22 protein-coding genes are annotated in these 20,382 nt (G+C 71.5%); 7 read left to right on the forward strand and 15 right to left on the reverse strand.

The features are described from left to right. Window positions 1-38: 38 nt before the first annotated feature. Window positions 39-710, reverse strand: a complete 672-nt coding sequence (coxB, locus tag ABZ470_RS07065; protein WP_352008838.1) for a cytochrome c oxidase subunit II — start codon at window positions 708-710, stop codon at window positions 39-41. A gap of 306 nt (window positions 711-1,016) precedes the next feature. Between coxB and ABZ470_RS07070 the strand changes: the two genes are divergently transcribed. Both ABZ470_RS07070 and ABZ470_RS07075 read left to right on the forward strand, forming a co-directional pair. Next, the gene (locus tag ABZ470_RS07070) at window positions 1,017-2,153 is read left to right on the forward strand and encodes an aminotransferase class V-fold PLP-dependent enzyme (protein WP_362910530.1); all 1,137 of its coding nucleotides are present in this window, start codon (window positions 1,017-1,019) and stop codon (window positions 2,151-2,153) included. 25 nt (window positions 2,154-2,178) lie between these two features. Next, complete coding sequence (locus ABZ470_RS07075) at window positions 2,179-2,448, forward strand: sulfurtransferase TusA family protein (RefSeq protein ID WP_352008836.1); 270 nt, start codon at window positions 2,179-2,181, stop codon at window positions 2,446-2,448. A gap of 39 nt (window positions 2,449-2,487) precedes the next feature. On the opposite strand, the gene ABZ470_RS07080 is transcribed toward ABZ470_RS07075, so the two are convergent. Further along, window positions 2,488-3,474 (reverse strand): carbohydrate kinase family protein, encoded by a 987-nt coding sequence (locus ABZ470_RS07080; RefSeq protein WP_362910532.1) that lies wholly within the window; start codon window positions 3,472-3,474, stop codon window positions 2,488-2,490. A gap of 160 nt (window positions 3,475-3,634) precedes the next feature. Further along, a complete protein-coding gene (erpA, locus tag ABZ470_RS07085; protein ID WP_352008834.1) occupies window positions 3,635-3,988 on the reverse strand; it encodes an iron-sulfur cluster insertion protein ErpA in 354 nt (117 codons plus the stop codon). A 192-nt stretch (window positions 3,989-4,180) separates the two neighbouring features. Between erpA and nadA the strand changes: the two genes are divergently transcribed. Continuing rightward, window positions 4,181-5,335 (forward strand): quinolinate synthase NadA, encoded by a 1,155-nt coding sequence (gene nadA, locus ABZ470_RS07090; RefSeq protein WP_362910534.1) that lies wholly within the window; start codon window positions 4,181-4,183, stop codon window positions 5,333-5,335. Window positions 5,336-5,388: 53 nt separating this feature from the next. Here the strand turns inward: nadA and ABZ470_RS07095 are convergent, their stop codons facing one another. From ABZ470_RS07095 to ABZ470_RS07125, 7 genes are all read right to left on the reverse strand, one after another. Beyond that, entirely contained in the window at window positions 5,389-6,138 is a 750-nt protein-coding gene (locus tag ABZ470_RS07095) for an SIMPL domain-containing protein (RefSeq protein WP_362910536.1), read from the reverse strand. An 88-nt stretch (window positions 6,139-6,226) separates the two neighbouring features. Further along, window positions 6,227-8,482, reverse strand: a complete 2,256-nt coding sequence (locus ABZ470_RS07100; RefSeq protein ID WP_362910538.1) for a protein kinase — start codon at window positions 8,480-8,482, stop codon at window positions 6,227-6,229. A gap of 82 nt (window positions 8,483-8,564) precedes the next feature. Beyond that, window positions 8,565-10,064: an alpha/beta fold hydrolase gene (locus tag ABZ470_RS07105; protein ID WP_362910540.1), complete on the reverse strand. Its 1,500-nt coding sequence runs from the start codon at window positions 10,062-10,064 to the stop codon at window positions 8,565-8,567. Between the two features lie 21 nt (window positions 10,065-10,085). Beyond that, entirely contained in the window at window positions 10,086-10,664 is a 579-nt protein-coding gene (locus tag ABZ470_RS07110; protein ID WP_362910542.1) for a hypothetical protein, read from the reverse strand. A gap of 4 nt (window positions 10,665-10,668) precedes the next feature. After that, entirely contained in the window at window positions 10,669-11,577 is a 909-nt protein-coding gene (htpX, locus tag ABZ470_RS07115; RefSeq protein ID WP_352008828.1) for a zinc metalloprotease HtpX, read from the reverse strand. 9 nt (window positions 11,578-11,586) lie between these two features. Next, entirely contained in the window at window positions 11,587-11,865 is a 279-nt protein-coding gene (locus tag ABZ470_RS07120; protein WP_352008827.1) for a hypothetical protein, read from the reverse strand. Continuing rightward, entirely contained in the window at window positions 11,862-12,689 is an 828-nt protein-coding gene (locus ABZ470_RS07125) for a PspA/IM30 family protein (protein ID WP_352008826.1), read from the reverse strand. The genes ABZ470_RS07120 and ABZ470_RS07125 overlap by 4 nt, the downstream gene beginning before the upstream one ends. Window positions 12,690-12,835: 146 nt before the next feature. Here ABZ470_RS07125 and ABZ470_RS07130 point away from each other — a divergent pair, with 146 nt between their 5' ends. Then, window positions 12,836-13,444 (forward strand): DUF3043 domain-containing protein, encoded by a 609-nt coding sequence (locus ABZ470_RS07130; RefSeq protein ID WP_352008825.1) that lies wholly within the window; start codon window positions 12,836-12,838, stop codon window positions 13,442-13,444. A gap of 55 nt (window positions 13,445-13,499) precedes the next feature. On the opposite strand, the gene ABZ470_RS07135 is transcribed toward ABZ470_RS07130, so the two are convergent. Next, window positions 13,500-14,648, reverse strand: a complete 1,149-nt coding sequence (locus ABZ470_RS07135) for an SMI1/KNR4 family protein (protein ID WP_362910544.1) — start codon at window positions 14,646-14,648, stop codon at window positions 13,500-13,502. Window positions 14,649-14,703: 55 nt separating this feature from the next. On the opposite strand from ABZ470_RS07135, the gene ABZ470_RS07140 reads away from it, so the two are divergent. Next, window positions 14,704-15,702, forward strand: a complete 999-nt coding sequence (locus tag ABZ470_RS07140) for an aldo/keto reductase family protein (protein WP_362910546.1) — start codon at window positions 14,704-14,706, stop codon at window positions 15,700-15,702. 47 nt (window positions 15,703-15,749) lie between these two features. Here the strand turns inward: ABZ470_RS07140 and ABZ470_RS07145 are convergent, their stop codons facing one another. Further along, complete coding sequence (locus tag ABZ470_RS07145; protein ID WP_352008822.1) at window positions 15,750-15,956, reverse strand: hypothetical protein; 207 nt, start codon at window positions 15,954-15,956, stop codon at window positions 15,750-15,752. A gap of 122 nt (window positions 15,957-16,078) precedes the next feature. Between ABZ470_RS07145 and ABZ470_RS07150 the strand changes: the two genes are divergently transcribed. Beyond that, a complete protein-coding gene (locus ABZ470_RS07150) occupies window positions 16,079-17,116 on the forward strand; it encodes a bifunctional adenosylcobinamide kinase/adenosylcobinamide-phosphate guanylyltransferase (protein WP_362910548.1) in 1,038 nt (345 codons plus the stop codon). A 29-nt stretch (window positions 17,117-17,145) separates the two neighbouring features. Further along, window positions 17,146-17,925 carry an adenosylcobinamide-GDP ribazoletransferase gene (locus tag ABZ470_RS07155; RefSeq protein WP_352008820.1) on the forward strand — a complete coding sequence of 260 codons (780 nt, stop codon included), beginning with the start codon at window positions 17,146-17,148 and terminating at the stop codon, window positions 17,923-17,925. 1 nt (window position 17,926) lies between these two features. On the opposite strand, the gene ABZ470_RS07160 is transcribed toward ABZ470_RS07155, so the two are convergent. From ABZ470_RS07160 to ABZ470_RS07170, 3 genes are read right to left on the reverse strand one after another with little or no spacing between them, the layout of a single operon-like run. After that, entirely contained in the window at window positions 17,927-18,850 is a 924-nt protein-coding gene (locus tag ABZ470_RS07160) for a CPBP family intramembrane glutamic endopeptidase (RefSeq protein ID WP_362910551.1), read from the reverse strand. A 41-nt stretch (window positions 18,851-18,891) separates the two neighbouring features. Beyond that, window positions 18,892-19,869, reverse strand: a complete 978-nt coding sequence (locus ABZ470_RS07165; RefSeq protein ID WP_362910553.1) for a DUF1648 domain-containing protein — start codon at window positions 19,867-19,869, stop codon at window positions 18,892-18,894. A gap of 50 nt (window positions 19,870-19,919) precedes the next feature. After that, window positions 19,920-20,267 (reverse strand): GntR family transcriptional regulator, encoded by a 348-nt coding sequence (locus ABZ470_RS07170; protein WP_362775255.1) that lies wholly within the window; start codon window positions 20,265-20,267, stop codon window positions 19,920-19,922. Window positions 20,268-20,382: the final 115 nt, after the last annotated feature.

Below are 20,382 nucleotides of genomic sequence, written 5' to 3' on the forward strand. Positions count from 1 at the left end.
CGTCACCGGGGTCAGAGCGATGGGCTCTTGAAGTGCGGTCACTGGGCACCCGCCTGACTAGCGATGTACTTGTCGAACTCGGCTGGGCTGACGAGCTCCACGTAGAAGAGCATCCGGCTGTGGTCGGTACCGCACAGCTCGGCGCAGCGGCCCGCGAACACACCGGACTTGTTCAGGGTCTCGACCTCGAACTTGTTCTCCACTCCGGGGATGACGTCCCGCTTGAAGTGGAAGGCGGGAACCCAGAAGGAGTGGATGACGTCGGGCGAGACGAGGTCGAACTCCACCTTCTTGCCCGCGGGAAGCACCAGCCGCGGGCCCTGGCGGTAGTCGCTGACGGGCATGCCGACCACTTCGGCCTTCTTGCCGTTGTAGTCGGTGGTGAAGCGCCAGCTCCACTGGAAGCCCTCGACCTTGACCTTGACGTCGGCCTTGCCGGAGACGGCGTTGATGTAGTTCTGGTCCCGCGCGGTGAAGTAGAAGAAGACGCCGACCATGATGATCGGCACAACCGTGTAGAGGATCTCGATCGGGAGGTTGTAGCGCACCTGCGGAGGCAGGCTCTCCTTGGAGTTCTTCCTCTTACGGTGGAAGGCCACGGACCACAGGATCAGGCCCCACACGACCAAACCGGTGGCGAGTGCCGCGATCCAGGAGCCGTTCCACAGGCTCTGGACGGTATCGGCCTGCTTGGTGATGCCCTCGGTCATACCGCCACGAGACCACTCCCCGGCGATGTTCTCAGCACTGCACGCCGACACGGAAACCAGCAGCAGCGCCAGAGCGGCAGCGCGTGGCACCCGGCGGCGGGCCAACGGACGCCGTGCGGAACGGCGGGTCGGACTCACGGATCGCCTACCCCACAGATGAAGCCCAGAAATCGCTCCTGGGCGGTCGTTTGTTCATGTTCACAACTTGTAGTTCACAGCTTTACGCTGGGGGACACATTAGCGCGGACCACCCTCGCCCCCCCGCGCAGCCCCCGATTGCGCCGCGTGTGATGCGACGATTGGGACGTGGCGTACTTCGACGCGGCCTCGACAGAGCCGCTGCACCCTCAGGCACGCGAGGCTCTCATCGCGGCGCTCGACGCCGGCTGGGCCGACCCGGCGAGGCTGTACGGCCCCGCCCGCCGGGCAAGGATGTTACTGGAACAGGCGCGTACAGAGGTCGCCGAGGCCCTGGGAACCCGCCCCGACGAGATCTCCTTCACCTCCTCCGGGACCCAGGCCGTGCACCTCGGCGTGCTGGGCGCCCTGCACGGGCGGCGCAGGACCGGGCGCCGCCTGGTGACCTCCGCCGTCGAGCACTCCAGTGTGCTGCACGCCGCCGAGGTCCACGAACGCGACGGGGGCAGCGTCGAGACGGTCGGCGTCGGCCTCACCGGCGCGGTCGACCCGGCCGCCTTCCGCGAGGCCGTACTGGCGCCGGGCACGGCGCTGGCCTGCCTGCAGAGCGCCAATCACGAGGTCGGGACGCTCCAGCCGGTCGCCGAGGCGGCGGCGGCGTGCGCGGAGGCGGGCGTGCCGCTGCTGGTCGACGCCGCGCAGACCGCGGGCCGGATGCCGCCGCCCGGCGGCTGGTCGGTGCTGACGGCCAGCGCGCACAAGTGGGGCGGCCCCGCGGGGGTCGGTGTGCTTGCGGTCCGCAAGGGCACCCGCTGGCGCAGCCCACTGCCCGAGGACGAGCGTGAGCGGCGCAGGGTCCCCGGGTTCGAGAACGTGCCCGCGATCGTGGCCGCCGCCGCCGCGCTGCGCGCCGTGGCCGCCGAATCCGCCAGGGAGTCGGCGCGCCTGTCCGCGCTGGTCGACCGGATCAGGGCCGAGGTCCCCCGGCTCGTCCCGGACGTCGAGGTGATCGGCGACCCGGTCTCCCGGGCACCGCATATCATCACCTTTTCCTGTCTTTACGTCGAAGGTGAAGCGTTACTGACAGAATTGGACAAGGCAGGGTTCGCCGTATCATCTGGCAGCTCCTGCACGGCCAGTACGCTTCGTCCGTCGCATGTTTTGGAGGCCATGGGCGTGCTTACGCACGGGAACGTACGGGTATCGCTGCCCCAGGGCGCGTCCGCGACGGATGTCGACCGTTTCCTCACCGTCCTGCCGGACGCGGTGAGGAGGATTCGTGAGGACGCGGGAGTCAAGTCGTGACCAAGATGTGGGGAGTGAGCGCTCCATGACGTCCATCCAGGCGGCTGAGGCGGAGGCGGGCCAGCCTCCCGCGCTGACCATCGACGCGCTGGGCAAGAAATGCCCGATTCCCATCATCATGCTCGCCGAGCAGATCAACTACGTGCCGCGCAACGCGATCGTCTCGGTCCTGGCCGACGATCCCGCCGCCTTCACCGACATCCCGGCCTGGTGCAGGCTGAAGTCGCACCACCACGTGGCGAGCTACGAGCTTCCCGACGGAGGCTGGGCCATCCACGTGCGGCGCAACTACTGACCGGCCCCTCCCGGCGCGCGGGAGGGGCGGTGCGCGACCTCAGGCGTGGTGGCACCGTACGAAACTGCCCGCCTCCTCGGCGGCCTCGGCGCCGTAGGCGGCGGCGAGGCGCTTGAGGAACTCCTCCTGGCCGAGTTCGTACTCCTGGCCGCCGACACGCTCAAGGACGTGGGTCGCGGTGAGGTTGCCGAGCTGGCCGCAGCGCTCCAGCGACAGGCCCCAGGCCAGGGCCGACAGGAATCCGGCCCGGAAGGCGTCACCGACGCCGGTCGGGTCTGCCTTGCCGTTCTCCGGGGCGGGCGAGACGTGCAGGGACGGCTCGCCCTTGCGGTCGATCACCACGCCCTTGGGGCCGAGCGTGGTGACGCGGACGCCGACCCGCTCCAGGATCTCCTCGTCCGACCAGCCGGTCTTCTGCTCGATCAGGCCGCGCTCGTAGTCGTTGCCGAACAGGTAGGCGGCGCCGTCCACGAGCCTCCTGATGTCCTCACCGGGCATGCGCGCGAGCTGCTGGGAGGGGTCGGCGGCGAACGGGATGCCCCGATCCCGGGCCTCGTCGGTGTGCCTGAGCATCGCCTCGGGGTCGTTGGGGCTGATCAGGACGAGATCGAGGCCGCCGAGCCGTTCGGCGATGGGGCCCAGCTCGATGAGCCTGGCCTCGGCCATCGCGCCGGTGTAGAACGAGGCGATCTGGTTGTGGTCGTCATCGGTCGTGCACAGGAACCGGGCCGTGTGGTGGACCTCGGAGGTGTGCACGGAGTCGCAGTCGACACCGTGCCGTTCGAGCCAGGAGCGGTAGTCGGCGAAGTCCGTGCCGACCGCGCCGACCAGGACGGGCCGCAGCCCCAGGCTGCCCATGCCGAAGGCGATGTTGGCCGCGCAGCCTCCGCGGCGGACCTGCAGGTCGTCCACGAGGAACGACAGGGAGACCCGGTCGAGCTGGTCGGCGATGAGCTGGTCGCCGAAGCGCCCCGGGAAGGTCATCAGGTGGTCGGTCGCGATGGAGCCGGTGACGGCGATGCGCACGGGGTCATTCTCCTCGTTGTCAGCATCTTCTGGATGGACGGGGTTTGGAGCCCCGCAAGAATACGTGACCACATGGACGCACGGCGGCCCCGCGAGGTGAGAGATCTCACCCCGCGGGGCCGCCGTATGTCACTTGCCGCGGACTGTCCGCGTGCGTCCGTTAGTTGAACGAGTCGCCGCAGGCACAGGAACCGGTGGCGTTCGGGTTGTCGATCGTGAAGCCCTGCTTCTCGATCGTGTCGACGAAGTCGATGGTCGCGCCACCGAGGTACGGCGCGCTCATCCGATCGGTGACAACGCTGACACCGTCGAAGTCCGAGACGACGTCGCCGTCCATCGAACGGTCGTCGAAGAAGAGCTGGTAGCGCAGGCCCGAGCAGCCACCGGGCTGCACGGCCACGCGCAGCTTGAGGCCTTCCTCGCCCTGCTGCTCCAGCAGGCTCTTGACCTTGGCCGCGGCCGCGTCACTGAGGACCAGGCCCTGCGTCTTGGTCTCGCTGCTCTCAACCGACATGTGGTGACTCCCGCGTCTGCGTCAGCCGCCCGGACGGGTCGGCTGTCTGTGTGTGACGTCCTTCTTAGACGCTACCAACACGTGCAGACCGCTACACATTCCTGGGGCTTCGGCCCTTCCCCACCCCGGAATAAAACCCCCGGAGGTGTGTGTCATCATTAGTCGTCAGTTCGACGATAAGGGGGTGTGGTCGTGACGACCACCGAGACCGGCCTTCCGCTTTTCGTCCTCGGCAGGGGGACAGACCCGCACAGCGAGCGCGGTGTCGACTGTCCCGGGGAGCTGCCGACCGCCTCGGACCCGGCGCTCGTCGAGCGTGCCAGGCGGGCCAAGGCGGCGCTCGGGGAGCGGGTCTTCGTCCTCGGCCACCACTACCAGCGTGACGAGGTCATCCAGTTCGCCGACGTGACCGGCGACTCCTTCAAACTGGCCCGCGACGCCGCGGCCAGGCCGCAGGCCGAGTACATCGTCTTCTGCGGCGTGCACTTCATGGCCGAGTCCGCCGACATCCTCACCAACGACGACCAGAAGGTCGTGCTGCCCGACATGGCCGCCGGGTGCTCGATGGCGGACATGGCCACCTTCGACCAGGTCGAGGAGTGCTGGGAGGCGTTGCAGGACGCCGGGATCGCCGAGACGACCGTCCCGGTCACCTACATGAACTCAAGCGCCGACATCAAGGCCTTCTGCGGGCGCAACGGCGGCGCCGTGTGCACCTCCTCCAACGCCAGGCGCGCCCTCGAATGGGCCTTCTCCCATGGAGAGAAGGTGCTGTTCCTGCCCGACCAGCACCTGGGGCGCAACACCGCGGTGCTGGAGATGGGCCTGTCCCTCGACGACTGCGTCGTCTACAACCCGCACCGGCCCAACGGCGGCCTGACCGCCGAGCAGCTCCAGAACGCCAAGATGATCCTGTGGAAGGGGCACTGCTCGGTCCACGGCCGTTTCACCGCCGAGTGCGTCGACGAGGTGCGTGAGCGCATCCCCGGCGTCAACGTGCTGGTCCACCCCGAGTGCAGGCACGAGGTCGTCACCAAGGCCGACTACGTCGGATCGACCGAGTACATCATCAACAGGCTGAAGGAGGCCCCCGCCGGGTCGTCCTGGGCGGTCGGCACCGAGCTGAACCTGGTCAAGCGGCTGGGGCAGATGTTCCCCGACAAGAACGTGACGTTCCTCGACAAGACCGTCTGCTACTGCTCGACGATGAACCGGATCGACCTGCCGCACCTGGTGTGGGCGCTGGAGTCGCTGGCGGCGGGCCAGACGGTCAACCAGATCACCGTGGACCCGGAGACCACCCGCTGGGCCAAGGTCGCCCTGGACCGCATGCTCGCCCTGCCCTGACCCTCTTTCGCCGGGGCCCCCGCTGTGGGGCCCCGGACGGGGCTCAGCGGGGCTCAGTCGAGCCCGTAGACCACCCTGACGCTGACGGAGACGGTCTGCTGGCCGGGGCTGACGGAGGCCTTCTCCGCGGCGAACCCCGCCCCGTAGGACACCGGCCTGGGCGGGGTGACGTTCTCCTCGGCGATCGCCACGACCCGGCCCAGCCGGCGGCCCGCCAGCCTCGCGTACTGCTCGGCGCGGGCCCTGGCGTCGGCGAAGGCCAGGTCGCGGGCCGCCCCGAGCGCGCCACGGCTGTCGGAGACCTCGAAGGACAGGCCGTTCAGGCGCACCTCCTCACCCACGGCCACCGCGGCCTCGATGACCCTGTCGGCGCTCTCCAGGTCACGCACCACGGCCTCGACACCCTGGGCCGCCCGGTAGGCGGAGACCTTGGGGTAGGTCTCGTACTCGGGCCCCAGGGACAACTCGTTCGTGCGCAGGTCCTCGGCGGCGACGCCCACCCCCCTCAGCGCCGTGGTCAGCCTGGCCGCGGCGGCCCTGGCCTCGGCGAAGGCCTGGCTCGCGCTCGCGTGGCGCACCTCGACACCGGTGTTCAGGCGCATGACGTCGGGAGCCGAGGAGACGCTGCCCTCCCCCACGACCGTCACCTGGTCTCGGTTCTCCTCCATGACCGTCCTCCCGGTGTCGAAAGCGGTGCCGAAAGCGGTGTCTGCGGACGCGGCCCCGCCGAGCGGCCCCGCGGTGACGAACACCGCGGCGGCCACGGCGGCCCCCGCGGCCGTGATGTGAGACAACTTGATCATAGGCTCATGGCACCACGGCGGAGCGGTGGCGCCGGGGAGAAGCCCGGCGCCGTCCGCCGTGTCTTGCGGAGACTTGGGGATCGGACCGTCAGTCGGCGCGGGTGAAGCGCATGTACTGCTTCTTGTACTCCTCGGCGTTGGTCGTGGTGGCCAGGACCCGCTTGACGCGTCCCTCGAAGTCGATCACCACGGCCTCGTAGCCGCTCCCCTTGCGCCGCCAGCCCGCGATGTGCGTGTCGTCGTACCAGCCGATGAGCCGGTCGGTCTCGAACGGGACCCGGTGCTGGGCGTCCGCGTCGGCGACGGTGGACCAGACGCAGACCTTCTTGTCGTCCTGCTTGCAGTAGGTCATGATCAACGTGCCCGAGGGGGAGACGTCGTCGCCCTCGACGGTGAGCGGGGTGCCCACGTCGAGCAGGGTCTGTAGGACCGTGCCCTGCAGGTCGTAGAAGCGGATGCGCTTGGTCTTGCCGGTGAGCGCCCAGGTGCCGACCGCCTTGCCGTCCCCCCGCCAGAAGTAGCTCCACTTCCCGGCGTCCTTCTCCTTGACCCGGACGGTCCTGACCTTCTTCTTGGCTATGTCGATGATCGCGTAGCCGTACTCCTTGCTGGTCTTGCCCGCCGACTCGTACAGCGTCACCAGGCCACGGGTGCCGTCCGGGGACCACTGGGGGACGGTCGCGTAGACCGGCGTCTTGGCGATCCTGAGCGGCGTCACGGAGTTGTCGCTCCGGTCGACGAGGGAGACGACGGCGTAGTTGCCCGAGTCGTACTGCCTGTCGACCCCCAGTGCCTTGGTGCCCTCGGTGTTGACCACGTACTGGAAGTACTTGTCGTTCTTGCTGAAGGCGCCGGCCCGGGAACGCGTGTAGAGGGTCTTGTCCCAGTCGAGGCTGTAGGCGGTGAGCTTGATCGGGTCGTCCGGGTTCTCGTGGAGCGTGATCGAACTGCCCGGCAGCTTGATCTTGTTCGTCTGCTGCGGCGGGTCGGCGACCGTGGGGTCCTGCGTCGGCGGCGCGTCGCTCCGGTCCGGCTTCACCGGGTCACCGGTCTCCGCGACGTCGATCACGCCCGTCTCGCTGCCCGTCTCCGGCTCCCCGTTCACCAGCGTCAGCGCGAGGCCGCCCCCGGCCAGCAGGACGACGAGGCCCGCCGCGAGCGCGATCCAGACCCCCCGCCGCCCCTTGTTCCCGTACGGCGCCGCCCCGTGGGGCGGGTAGCCCGGCGCGGGCGACTGCGGGTAACCGGGCCCGGGAACCGGGTAGGACGGCCGTCCCGCAGGGACCGTTCCCAGCGCGCCGGGCCCCGTCTGGTCGGGACGGCCGTAGAACGGAGCCTGCGGGTAGGCCTCCTGGACGGGCGGTCCGGGCTGCTGGTGGTGCTGCTGAGGGAACTGGGGCTGCTGAGGGGGCGCCTGGCCGTACCCGCCGGGGCCCGTCCGCTGGGCGGCGGCGGCCGACCCCTCGGCGAGGATGCCCCCGGGCGCCGCCGGTGCCGCGGTGCCTGGGACGGTTCCCGCCGCGGTGCCCGGCATGCCGCCCGGTACGGTGCCCGCGTGACCGAGCAGCCGCAGCAGGGCGTCCCCCGCGCTCGGCCGTACGGCGGGGTCCTTGGCCAGGCACTGGCCGACCAGTTCGCGCAGCGCCGGGTCGGCGATGGCCCGCAGGTCGGGCTCAAGGTTCATGATGCGGTTGAAGATCGCGGGCAGGCTGTCCGTGCCGAACGGAGGACTGCCGGTGGCCGCGAAGACCATCGTGCAGCCCCAGGCGAACATGTCCGCGGGCGACCCCGCCGTCTCCCCGGCGAGTTGCTCGGGCGTCATGTAGGAGGGGGTGCCGATCGCCGTGGCGGTCAGCGTCGAGGTCCGGTCCAGCGCCTTGGCGATGCCGAAGTCGATCACCCGGGGCCCGTCGGGGGCCAGCAGCACGTTGGACGGCTTGAAGTCCCGGTGCACGATCCCCGCCTGGTGGATCGCGACGAGCGCGGTCACCGTGCCGATCGCCAGGCGGTGCAGCGCCGAGCCCTCACGCGGCCCCTCGGCGGCCACGACCTCCGCCAGCGTCGGGCCGTCGATGTACTCGCTGACGATGTAGGGGCGGTTATGGTCCATCCCGGTGTCGATGACCGCGGCGGTGCAGAACGGCGCGACCCGTCTGGCCGTGCTGACCTCGCGGACGAAGCGCTCCATCGCCTCGACGTCCTGTGCCAGATCGGCCCGCAGCAGTTTGACCGCGACCTGGGCACCCGTCGGGGAGACGCCGAGGTAGACCGTTCCCTGCCCGCCCTCGCCGAGCCGCGCGGTGAGCCGGTACTCCCGGACCTGCTCGGGATCTCCAGACCGCAAGGACGCAAGGTCCGGCATACCTACCCTCCCTTTAGGGGCCTTTTAGGCTCCATTGTGACGGCAAATAGTCACGGTCAGTGCATCAGTGCCCGGCCACGGGAGGTGTGTCGCGCGGGATGTCGAGTGTCCTGACCGCCTCGGCGACCGCCTCCGGCCGGTCGAGCTGTACCTCGTGCCCGCTGTCCGCCAGCGGGACCAGCCGGGCGCCGAGCAGCCGGGCCAGGTCGCGGTGGCAGGCGTCGCCGGATCCCGCGCTGAGCACGACGACCGGGACCGGGGGCAGGGGGCGGGCGCGGCGTAGTTCGTCGAGTTCCGCGGCCATCTCCGGGTAGGCGAGCCACTCGGCCAGTGCCGCGGCCAGCACCCGGCCCCTGCCGTACACGAGCCCGGCCTCCTCGTGCGGCCCCATGAGGAGGCGGTGCGCCGGAGGCAGGACCAGACGGGCGAGCGCGGTCGCGCCGAACGTCCCGCCCAGCGCGGGCAGTGCCCTCTGCACGGCACCGCGCACGGCCCCCCGTGCGGCCCCCTGTGCGGCCCCCTGTGCGGCCCCCTGTGCGGCCCGCGTCCCGTCCCCGCGCCCGGCCGGCCGTTCGCAGCTCGGATCGACCAGGACCAGGCCCGCGACCCCGCCGGGGTTGAGTCTGGCGAAGGCCTCGGCGTGGAAGGCCGCGACGGAGTGACCGACCACGATCGGCCTGCGCGCCAGCGCGGCGATCCGTCCCGCCTCCTCGGCCAGGGACGGCGGCCCCGGGTGGCCCGAGCTGAGCCCGAGGCCGGGACGGTCGAAACGGATCACCAGGTGGTCGGAGCGAAGGTCCTCGGCGACCCGGTCCCAGTGGAACCACGCCCCGGCCATTCCCGCGCAGATCACCACCGGCGGCGTTCCCGTCCCCTGGAGCAGGACGTGCGACCTCTGCGGGACCACGCGTGTCCTGTCGCGCCACAGCGCGGCCCCGGCCAGCAGCAGCCAGAGCGTCACGACCCCGACCTGCAGACGCTGGGCGAGACCGACGGGGACACCGGGCACGCCTTCCTCCGCCTCGGCGACCAGGGTGAGTGTCCACGCCGTCGCGGCGGCCATCAGAACGGCCAGTACGGCACCGCCGTACCCCAGCGGGAGCAGGCGGCGGCGCCGCAGCGCGCTCACCGGCAGCGCGACGAGGCTGAGCCCGGCCCCCGCGAGGGCCAGGGAGCTGACCGCCGCGTGGACGGTGTGGGAGACGGACAGACGGCCCGCCGCCTCCGCCGCGGCGCACGAGGGGTCGCTCAGCACCGCGCAGTCCAGCGGGAAGACACCCGCGTCCAGCACCGTCATCGTCCCGAACAGCGCCAGGCCGAGCCAGCCGGCCGCGCCCGCCCCACCGGGACGCTCGTCGGGCGCCAGGGCGACCCCCGCCAGACAGGCGGCCCCGGCCAGCACGTCGGCGCAGCGCACCAGCCACGACCACGGCTGGTCCACGGCGGCCAGTTCGCTGAGATAGGAGAGGGAACGGTCCACCTGCGGGTTGAGGAACTGCAGCGGCGCCCAGGCCGTGTAACACAGGCCCGCCAGGAGGAACGCCAGGGCGGCGGCCTTCGTCACACCTCGCCTGGAGCGCACCGGTCACAGCCCGGGGGCGCCCCAGAGGGGGAACCAGCGGCCGAGGTCGGGCTCGATCTTCAGCTCCCCGGCGAGCGCGCCGCGCACCTGAAGCTCCAGCGGGTTGTCCCTGCGCTGGCCGGGCATCGGCGCGAACGGGTAGAAGGTGCCCCGTTTGTAGAGGTAGACCAACGCGATCCCCCCTCCCGGGGAGGCCGAGCCGGTGAAGGTGACCAGCGAGCAGAGCAGGGACGGGCCGAAGCCCGCCACCTCCAGGGAGGAGTTGACCGCGTGCAGGTCGGTGACCAGGCCGCCGAGCGCGCCGGGGTCGCGGCGCACCACCAGCCAGGTGTAGCCGTAGGAGTCCCTGACCTCCTCGACCGGCGGTCCCTCGCCTGTGGCGAGCAGTTCCACGACGTCGTGTTCCAGGGCGCTGAACGCCCCGCCCTCCGCGGGGCGGAAGCAGACGGACCCCACCCCGTTCGGCTCAAGGCCGGTCGCGGCCTGCAGGGTCACCGCGGCCGAGGGCAGCGCGAACAGCGCGTCCAGGTCGGGCTTGACGGGGTCGGTACGGCCAAGCAGCGCGTCCCACCATCTGGCCACCGGCTCACACCCCCTGGCCGAGCTGGCCGGAGATCCTCCGCAGCTGCTCAAGACGCCGGTCGAGCGGGGGGTGGGTGGCCAGCAGCGAGGCCAGGGAGGCTCCCGCGCGACCCGCGAGCGCGGGGACGAAGAAGAACGCGTTGAACGGCTCCGCCTCGCGCAGATCCCTGGTCGGGATACGGGCCATGTCACCGGAGACCTTGACCAGCGCGCTGGCCAGGGCCGACGGCCGCTGGGTCAGCAGCGCCCCCGCGCGGTCGGCGGCCAGCTCGCGGTAGCGCGACAGGGCACGGGTGAGCAGGAAGCTGACCGCGTAGACCAGGACGGAGACCAGCATCACGATCAGGCCGATCGGCGGCCCGTTCTGGTTGTCCCTGCGCCCACCGAGGCCGCTGTAGAGCGCGACCCTGGTCATCAGCCCGGCGACGATGCCCAGGAACGAGGCGATCGTCATCACCGCGACGTCACGGTGGGCCACGTGGGACATCTCGTGGGCGAGCACGCCTTCGAGCTCGGCGCGGTCCAGGCGCCGCAGCAGGCCCGTGGTCGCGCAGACCACGGCGTTCTTCTGGTTGCGGCCGGTGGCGAACGCGTTCGGGACGTCCGAGTCGGCGATCGCCACCCGCGGCTTGGGCATGTCGGCCATGGCGCAGAGCCGGTCGATCACGCCGTGCAGCTCCGGCGCCTCCTGGGGGCCGACGACACGCCCGTGCATCGCGAACAACGCGATGCGGTCGGACATGAAGTACTGCACCAGGAGCATGGCACCCGCGATGAGCAGCACCACGACGGCTTGGACGCCCAGCGCCACCAGTACGCCGACGAACACGACGTAGAGCAGGCCCAGCAGGAACATGGTCAGGACCATGCGGTTGGTCAGGCCCCGGTCCGGGGCGAACCGGGTATGTGCCATATGCCCAAACTATCCGGGAATCAGGCCCTCATCACCGAGCATCTCCCGCACTTCGTCCATGGAAGCGTCTGCCGGAGGCAAAATCAGCTCGGACGGCTCCAGACTGTCGTCGGGAAGCGCCTTGCCGACATGGCGCACCTTGTCGAGCAGGTCGTGCAGCCTGCTCCGGAAGGCGGCCTCGTCCTCGGCGGCGATGGCGGCCTCAAGCTCGCCGTCGAGGGTGTTGAGAACGTCGAGGTCGGCCTCGTCGATGGCGATCTGCCCCTCGCCCATGATTCGTACGATCACAGCCCCTCCCCCGGCTGGCGGAACTGCTGGGTGCCCTGGGGCTGCTGCTGCGGCTGCTGGTGAGGCTGCTGCTGGTAGCCCTGCTGGGACGGGCCCTGCTCGATCGCGCTCTTCGGCGCGGGGCCCTGGCCGAGCTCGGCCTTCATCCGGGCGATCTCCAGCTCCACGTCGTGCCCGCCGCCCATGCGGTCGAGCTCGGCCTGGATGTCGTCGCCGCGCTGGCCGCTGAAGTCGTCGAGCGCGCCGCTGGCGAGCAGCTCGTCGATGGCGCCCGCGCGGGCCTGCATCGAGGCGGTCTTGTCCTCGGCCCGCTGGATCGCCAGGCCGACGTCGCCCATCTCCTCGGAGATGCCGGAGAAGGCCTCGTTGATGCGGGTCTGCGCCTCGGCGGCGGTGTAGGTCGCCTTGATCGTCTCCTTGCGCGTACGGAAGGAGTCGACCTTGGCCTGCAGGCGGTGCGAGGCGGTGGTGAGCTTCTCCTCCTCACCCTGGAGGTTGTCGTGCTGCACCCGGAGCTCGGCGATCTGGGTCTGCAGGCTCGACCGGCGGGTCAGCGCCTCACGGGCCAGGTCCTCACGGCCGACCCCCAGCGCCTTACGGCCCTGCTCCTCAAGCTTGCGCGCCTGAGCCTCGATCTGGTTGATCTGCAGTTCCACCCGCTTGCGCGAGGTGGCGACATCGGCCACACCACGGCGCACCTTCTGCAACAACTCCAACTGACGCTGGTAGGAGTAGTCGAGGGTCTCGCGCGGATCCTCCATCTTGTCCAAGGCGTTGTTCGCCTTGGACTTGAAGATCATTGAAAGTCTCTTCATCACGCTCATGCGCGTCGGCCGTCCCCTTCTTCAAATGCGCTTCGGGTCACCCCAGTGATTCCAGCCCCCCAAGCTAAGCACCGGAGCCACCTAGGTTCACCCTACGCATAACGCACGAGGGCGTCACTAAGTTGCACTCCCGGTAGGCTGACGATGTGTTCCGACGTACCCAGACCACCGCGGACGACTCCCCCGTCTCCGTCAACGATCCTAAGCCTGCGGGCAAGGGGCGTCCCACACCCAAGCGCCGCGACGCCGAGGGGCGCCGCCGTCAGCCGGTGAACGCCCCCCAGAACCGCAAGGAGGCCTACCGGCAGCTCCGTGAGCGCCAGGCCACCGAGCGCGTCAAGGCCCGCGAGGGCATGCTGCGTGGCGACGAGCGATACTTCCCCGCGCGTGACCGGGGCCCGGCCCGCAAGTTCGCCCGGGACTGGGTCGACTCCCGGCGCCTGCCCAGTCAGTACTTCCTGCCCTTCTCCCTGTTCATCCTGCTGGTGACCTGGGTTCCCTTCCCCGAGCAGATCCGCGGCCAGATCTACGTCGCCGTCATCACGATCGGCTGGCCGCTCATGATGATCGGCGTGCTGATGACCTCGATCTGGGTGGGCTGGAAGATCAAGCGGCTGGCCGAGGAGAAGTTCCCCTCGGACAACCTCAAGGGCATCGGCTTCTACGCCGCGATGCGCGCGCTGCAGATCCGCAAGCTGCGCTTCCCGCCGCCGACCCTCCTGCCCGGCGGCAAGCCGGTCCCGCCCAAGAAGTAGAACGCGGAACGGGCCCCGTCCACACGGACCGGGGCCCGTGGCATGTCACGGCATGTCACGGATCGGCGTACTCGGCCTCGGCTCCGGCGTCGATGATCTCCCAGTCCAGCGCGCCACCGGCCGCCCTCGGCCTCCAGTAACCGATCCTCCCGCCGGTCTCCAGCGCGTCGGCGGTCGCCTTCAGCAGCGCGTAGTAGGACCTCAGGCGAACCCCGCCCGGCGTGAAGCCGATCGGCTCGTCCTCGCACTTTCCTCCCACATCGCGCGCGACCGAGTCGATGAGCAGATGGCAACCGGTGCCGTCCGCGGTGAACGGGATCATCCGCCCGTCCCACCACTCCGACCTCTCGCCGATCTCCTCACCTGTGTATCCGTCGACGCCGTCGACCTCGCACAGCGTCCGCCAGGTGTCGCGGATCCCTCTGACGTCCAGCGGGCTCTCCCCCATCAGGAGAGGCGCCCCGCCGTTGTGCCGCAGCAGGGAGGCGCGCAGGTCGTCGGGCAGGCGCAGGCCCATCTGAGCCTCGGCGACGGCGATGGTCCCGGACCTGGCGGGGGCGCTGAGCGCGCGGTAGGTCCGCGGGGTGTTGGCCCTCAGCCACCTCTCTATCCTGTTCCACTGCCGGTCGACCGCCCTGGTCACCCTGGGGCTGACCGGCCTGCGGTGCGGGGTACGCGCCGCCGGGTCGCAGTCGGCGTCCGGGACGGCCGGCGCGGGCGTCTCCAGGATCTCCGTCACCGGCGCCGCGGCCCTCTGGCAGACCGTCTCCCCCGCGCACGGCTCCCCCGCGTGCCTCCTGCCGGAGAAGACCGCGTCGTCCAGGACCTGGGCGCCCACGGCCAGCAGGCCCAGCGCGCACGCGGCCGCGGCCCAGCGGGTCAGCATGCGCCTGGCGGCCCCGTCGAGCGGCGTGCGCGGTACGGCCTGCCGGGTGAGGAAGGCGGGAGGCCTGGTGACGGTCGCGTACCCCTTGAGGATCTCGGCGTTCGGCGTGCCGAGGATCGGGGCGGGAGGCCACGCCCTCGGTGGGGCCGCCCACACGCCGGGGGCCGCGGCGGTCTCGGCGCGGGACGGTTCGGGAAGGCCCTCCTGACGCCGGACCGCCGGAGGACGGCGCAGGCGCAGGACCGCCACGACGACCGCCGTCACCACGGCGGCCACCAGTGCGAGCCGTACCCATCTAGAAGTGATCAACCGCGACACGCCGGGCAGAGTATCCCGAATCCCTCTGTTCTATGACGCCTACTAGGGTCAGGGCATGGAATTCCGTCACCTCGGCCGTAGCGGCCTCAAGGTCAGTGAGATCAGCTACGGCAACTGGATCACCCATGGCTCCCAGGTCGAGGAGGACGCCGCCAAGGAGTGCGTGCGGGCGGCCCTCGACGAGGGGATCACCACCTTCGACACCGCGGACGTCTACGCGGGCACCAAGGCAGAGGAGGTGCTCGGCCGGGCGCTGAAGGGTGTGCGCCGCGAGTCCCTGGAGATCTTCACCAAGGTCTACTGGCCGACCGGAAGCGGCCCCAACGACCGCGGCCTGTCGCGCAAGCACATCACCGAGTCGATCCACGGCTCGCTGCGCCGCCTGCAGACCGACTACGTGGACCTCTACCAGGCCCACCGGTTCGACTACGAGACTCCGCTCGAAGAGACCCTCAAGACCTTCGACGACCTCGTACGGCAGGGCAAGGTCCTCTACGTCGGCGTCAGCGAGTGGACCGCGGACCAGATCGCCGCGGCGCTGCGGATCGCCGGCGACATGGGCTTCGACCGCCTGGTCTCCAACCAGCCGCAGTACTCGATGTTGTGGCGGGTCATCGAGGCCGAGGTCGTGCCGCTGTGCGAGAAGGAGGGCCTCGGCCAGGTCGTCTGGTCCCCGATCGCCCAGGGCGTGCTCACCGGCAAGTATCTCCCGGGTCAGCCCCCGCCCGCCGGATCCAGGGCCACCGACCCCACCGGAGGCGGCTTCATCTCCCGGATGATGGACGACGACCTGCTCACCCGGGTCCAGCAGCTCAAGCCGATCGCCTCCGACCTCGGCCTGACCATGGCGCAGCTCGCGGTCGCGTGGGTGCTGCAGAACCCGAACGTGTCCTCGGCGATCGTCGGCGCGACCAGGCCCGAGCAGGTCCGCGACAACGTCGGGGCCTCCGGGGTCAAGCTGGGTGAGGACGTGCTCGCCAGGATCGACGAGATCATCGGCGCCGTGGCCGAACGCGACCCGGCCAAGACCGTGAGCCCGCAGAAGCGCCCCTAGCTCACCCCTCTCCCGTGGCCCCGGCAGGAGCCACGGGAGAGCACGGCTCACTCGGGGCGCAGCGACATGTTCGCGTACTCGACCCGGCCGTCCTCAAGGAGCGTGACGCTCTCGACACCCGCGTCGAGCAGCTCACGCCAGCTCTCGCCGAGCCACGACTCCGCGTCCGCCTGGCTGGGGAACGCGTCGGACGGCGTGACCCCCTCGGTCACCTCGCCGCCGTTCGCGTCTTCGTAACGCCAGTGCCACGTCATGCCACGCGCTCCTTCTCAGAGGTCCGGCTGTGCCTTCCGGTGTCTTCCCGACGTCTTTCCGGCGGCTCAGCGAACCCTACATCGCCCGAGGCCGCCCCGGGGGTTGGCCGTACGCTGGGCCCGTGAAGGTCCTGTTCTCCGGTACGGCGGGCGCCGAGGGATGGCCGGTTCCCGGATGCGGATGCGCCTCGTGCTCCCGCCTCTCCCCCGGCGACCGGCGCCCCGCCGAGATCCTCCTCGACGGAGCGGTACGGCTCCCGCACGATCTGTCCGGCGGCCCCCTCCCGGCGGGGCACCGGGTCTTCGCCGACCCGGGCGGCCTGCTGCTCACCTGCCCCGGCGGCCACCGCGTCCTGTACGCCGTCCCGCCCCACGTCCGGTCCTTGGACGGTCCCGCCGGGCGGGCGTGCGACCTGGTGCTGGTCGACGTGCTCGACCGGCCCGAGTTGCTCGGCGGTCTGCGCCGCCGGGGCCTGGTCACCGGCGCGACCCACGTGGTCGCCGCGCACCTGGACCACCGGGTGCCCTCCGAGGCGGAGCTGGCCAGGCGGACCGCGCTGTGGGGCGTGCGGACCGTACCCGACGGGACGGTCCTCGACCTGGACGAGCCCGCGCCCGCCCCCTGCGCGCCTCCCCGGCGGACGCTGCTGCTCGGCGGGTCCCGCTCGGGCAAGTCGGCCGAGGCGGAGCTGAGGCTGGCGGCCGAACCCGAGGTCCGCTACGTGGCGACCGGCCCGAGCGGCGACGGGGACGACGAGTGGGCCCGCCGGGTCAGGGCGCACCGGGAACGCAGGCCCGCCCGCTGGGAGACGGTCGAGAGCACCGACCTGGCCGGGCTGCTGCGTGACTCACCGGTTCCGCTGCTCGTCGACGGGCTCGGGACCTGGGTCGCCGCGGTCTTCGACGAGTGCGGGGCCTGGTCCGGTGATCACGGCCTTCCCGCGGTCGAGGCCCGCTTCGACGAGCTGGTCGAGGCCTGGCGGCGGGTCCGCCGCCGGGTGGTCGCGGTCTCCGACGAGGTCGGGCTCGGCGTGGTGCCCGCGACGGCGAGCGGCCGGATGTTCCGCGACGCCCTCGGCGCGCTGAACCGGCGGCTGGCCGCCGAGTCCGAGGACGTCGCCCTGGTCGTCGCGGGCCGCCCGATGCCCCTGCCCGTCTGATGAGGACCGCCTGATGAGGACCGACGACCGTGCCCGGTGACCCGCCGCCGGAGGGGCGGCCCTCGACGTTCGCCGACGGCCTGCGCCTGGCGGCCGGGACGCTGAGCGTCCTGCCCGCCGGGATCGGGGTCGTCGACCGCCGGGCCGGGGGCGTCGCGATGACGGTCGCCCCCTTCGCCGGGGCGCTGCTCGGCGGTGCCTGCGCGGCCGTGCTCGCCGTGGCGGTGTGGCTCGGCCTGGCTCCCCCGCTCGCCTCGGCGCTGGCCGTCGCGGCCCTGGCGCTGCTCACCCGGGGCCTGCACCTGGACGGGCTGGCCGACCTGGCCGACGGGCTGGGCAGCGCCAAACCCGCCGAACAGGCGCTCGACATCATGAAAAAATCCGACATCGGGCCGTTCGGTGTGGTGACGCTGGTCCTCACCCTGCTGATCCAGGTGACGGCCCTGGCGCAGGTGACGGCCTCGGGAACGGGCCCCGCCGCGCTGGTGACCGCGTGCGCCACGGGCAGACTCGCCCTCACCTGGGCCTGCCGTTCCGGGGTGCCCGCCGCCCGCCCCGGCGGACTCGGCAGCCTGGTGGCCGGCACCGTACGGCCCGGCCCCGCGCTCGCGGTGACGGCGCTGACGCTCCTGGGAGCCGCCCTGGCCGGTCCGCGGGCCGTCCTCGCCGTCCTGGTGGGCCTGCTGGCGGCCTGGGCCCTGCGGCGGCGGGCCGTACGACGGCTCGGCGGCGTCACCGGGGACGTGCTCGGCGCGCTCGTCGAGACCGCGACCGCCGCGGCGCTCGTGGTGTGCGCGACGGGCGGCTGACTCAGTTCGGCGCCGGTACGGCGGGCCGCACCGGGGCGCGGGTGAACAGCAGGAGCGAGAGCACGGCCACCAGCGCCGAACCCACCAGGCCGGTGATCCCGGCGACGACCAGGTTCGGCGGGTGCGCCGCGTCGGCGACCAGCAGGATCAGGGTTCCGGAGGCGTTCAGGGCGCCGTGGCCGACGGCGGCGGGCCAGACGCTGCCCGAGCGAAGGCGCAGCCAGCCGAGCAGGGCGCCGAAGGCGACGCAGAACACCACGAAGAAGGGGGCCGCCCAGGCGCCGAGTTCCGGGTAGTTGTAGCCGCGCAGGGTGAGCGGGGCGTGCCAGGCCCCCCAGATCACCCCGGAGACCAGGATCGCCCGCCAGGTGCCCAGCGGCATCAGCCTCGGCAGCAGCCACCCCCGCCAGCCCCACTCCTCGCCGAAGGCCGGAATGACGTTGACCAGCGGCGCGAGAAAGACCGCGAGCGCGATCTGGACGGCGACCAGCGCCTCCGGCGACGACGGCAGGGGCCGTCCCGGGGCAGCCTGCTCCAGGCCCTGCCTGAACAGGCTGAACCCGTCGAGATCGAGTCCGAACAGCCCCAGGGCGGCGCTGAGCGCGATCGCCACGACCACGAGCAGCGGCACGCCGAACCAGGCCAGCGCGAAGAGAGCCACCGTACGACCCCGCCGCTCCCCCAGCGTCAGGCCGGTGCGCCCGGCCCACTCACGCCAGGTGGTGCCCGGCTCGCCCCGGCGCCTGCCGTACATCCGGACGGCCAGGACGCCGAGCGTGGGGGTGAACATCATCACGGCGGCCGTCGCCACCAGCGACGGGGAGCCGAGCGGGGAACCGGTCAGCCAGACCGGCAGGGCGAAAAGCCAGGACAGGCCGAACGTGACGATCAGGAACAACCACAGATCCGTGGAACGACGGGGCATGACACCACTTCCTTGGAGGGTTCGCGGACGTGTCCCGCGAGTCAGTGGGCGGCTTCGGCGACGTAGGCGTTCAGCAGGGCGGCGCCGTGGCTCGCGTCGTCGACGGAGACCGCGAACTCGCCCCCGGTGACGCGCCGGATGACCAGGCACTCGCCGCCGCGCAGCATGAACGTGACCCGGCCCGTGCCGGGCAGGCCCCGTATCCCCCAGCCGCCGACCTCGGCCGGGCTGCGCGTCTCGACCCAGGCGGACTCGATCCTGTCGATGGGCGTACGGCGCGCGAGGCCGCCGAACGGGCCGAGGCCGACGCGCAGGCCGTTCTCGTCGACCCGGACACGGGTCGAGCAGGTGGCCAGCCCGAGCAGCGCCGCCAGGGACAGCCCGGCCAGGGCGACCAGGCCGGGCCCGGACAGCAGCCCGATCACGGCGAGCCCCGCGCAGACCAGGGCTCCGGCCAGGGCCACCAGGGAAAGCCCGACCAGCCAGCCGTTGCTCGCGCGGCTCACCCAGACCGAGCGCCGCCCAGGACGCAGTCGCACGGCCGGCAGGGCGTCCGGGTCACGGCGCGGGTCGGGACCGCCCCTGCCCAGCGCCCCCGCCAGCACGCCGGCCGCGAGCGCGGCGAAGACGACCACGGCCACCTGCCAGGGGGGCAACCCGGCCTGGCGCCAGTCGGCGACGTCGAGGTTGGCGGCGACGGTCGAGACCTGCACGCCGATGGCCAGCACGGCCCAGCCGAACAGGAAGCCCGACCAGCTCGCACGCCCGAGGCGGGTGTCGAGCGCCGGCCCCCACAGGGCGAGGGCGGTCAGGACGACCCAGGCGACCCCCCACAGGGCCAGGCCCGCCCACAGGGAGGCGGTGAAGGAGAGGTGCCCGTCCGGGGTGCCCGCGCCGCTCCAGTGGGTGGCGAGCGGGTCGGGCAGACGGTCCCGCAGGGCGAGCGGGACGCCGGCGACGGCGGCGGTGACGAGGGTGCCCCAGCCGAGGGCGAGGGCGGCGCGGCCCTTGGAGGTCATCGCGCCTCCTTCCGTAGAGACGAGCGGGTCGGGAGCCGTGGCGCGAGGGGTCATGTCAGCTCCCTGATGATGTGGATCACTTCCTCGGGGCCGTAGCCGTACCGGTCGGCCTCGGCGAGCAGTTCACGCGCCGCCTCCGCCAGCACGGCCCTGGCGTCCGGCCTGCTGAGCACGCTGACCCCCCGGCCCCTGCGGAACTCCAGCAGCCCCTCGTCCCGCAGGTCGCGCAGCGCGCGCAGCACGGTGTTGGCGTTGATGCCCAGCGCGTCCGCCAGATCCCGGGCGGGCGGCAGCCGGTCGCCCGGCCGGTAGGAGCCATCCGCGATGGCGCGGCGGACCGCCCCCGCGACCTGGTCGTGCAGCGGCCGCGGATCGTTGAGGTCCAAAGAGAGCAACATAGTGATAGCGACACTAGCACCATCGCCCGAATGGTGCTAATTCGAGTAGCTTCATCGCCGTCCAGTCAATTCATAGGACGAACCCTCGTTTATGCGTACGGCGCAAGCACGGCTA

The sequence above is a fragment of the Streptosporangium sp. NPDC020072 genome (assembly GCF_040631445.1).
In the GTDB taxonomy this organism is placed as follows: domain Bacteria; phylum Actinomycetota; class Actinomycetes; order Streptosporangiales; family Streptosporangiaceae; genus Streptosporangium.

Bases quoted from the DNA above. Each gene is read 5' to 3' on its own strand.
- coxB (WP_352008838.1), bottom strand. From the start codon at position 710: ATGACCGAGGGCATCACCAAGCAGGCCGATACCGTCCAGAGCCTGTGG.
- ABZ470_RS07075 (WP_352008836.1), top strand. From the start codon at position 2,179: ATGACGTCCATCCAGGCGGCTGAGGCGGAGGCGGGCCAGCCTCCCGCG.
- erpA (WP_352008834.1), bottom strand. From the start codon at position 3,988: ATGTCGGTTGAGAGCAGCGAGACCAAGACGCAGGGCCTGGTCCTCAGT.
- ABZ470_RS07095 (WP_362910536.1), bottom strand. From the start codon at position 6,138: ATGATCAAGTTGTCTCACATCACGGCCGCGGGGGCCGCCGTGGCCGCC.
- htpX (WP_352008828.1), bottom strand. From the start codon at position 11,577: ATGGCACATACCCGGTTCGCCCCGGACCGGGGCCTGACCAACCGCATG.
- ABZ470_RS07125 (WP_352008826.1), bottom strand. From the start codon at position 12,689: ATGAGCGTGATGAAGAGACTTTCAATGATCTTCAAGTCCAAGGCGAAC.
- ABZ470_RS07140 (WP_362910546.1), top strand. From the start codon at position 14,704: ATGGAATTCCGTCACCTCGGCCGTAGCGGCCTCAAGGTCAGTGAGATC.
- ABZ470_RS07145 (WP_352008822.1), bottom strand. From the start codon at position 15,956: ATGACGTGGCACTGGCGTTACGAAGACGCGAACGGCGGCGAGGTGACC.
- ABZ470_RS07160 (WP_362910551.1), bottom strand. From the start codon at position 18,850: ATGCCCCGTCGTTCCACGGATCTGTGGTTGTTCCTGATCGTCACGTTC.
- ABZ470_RS07165 (WP_362910553.1), bottom strand. From the start codon at position 19,869: ATGACCTCCAAGGGCCGCGCCGCCCTCGCCCTCGGCTGGGGCACCCTC.
- ABZ470_RS07170 (WP_362775255.1), bottom strand. From the start codon at position 20,267: ATGTTGCTCTCTTTGGACCTCAACGATCCGCGGCCGCTGCACGACCAG.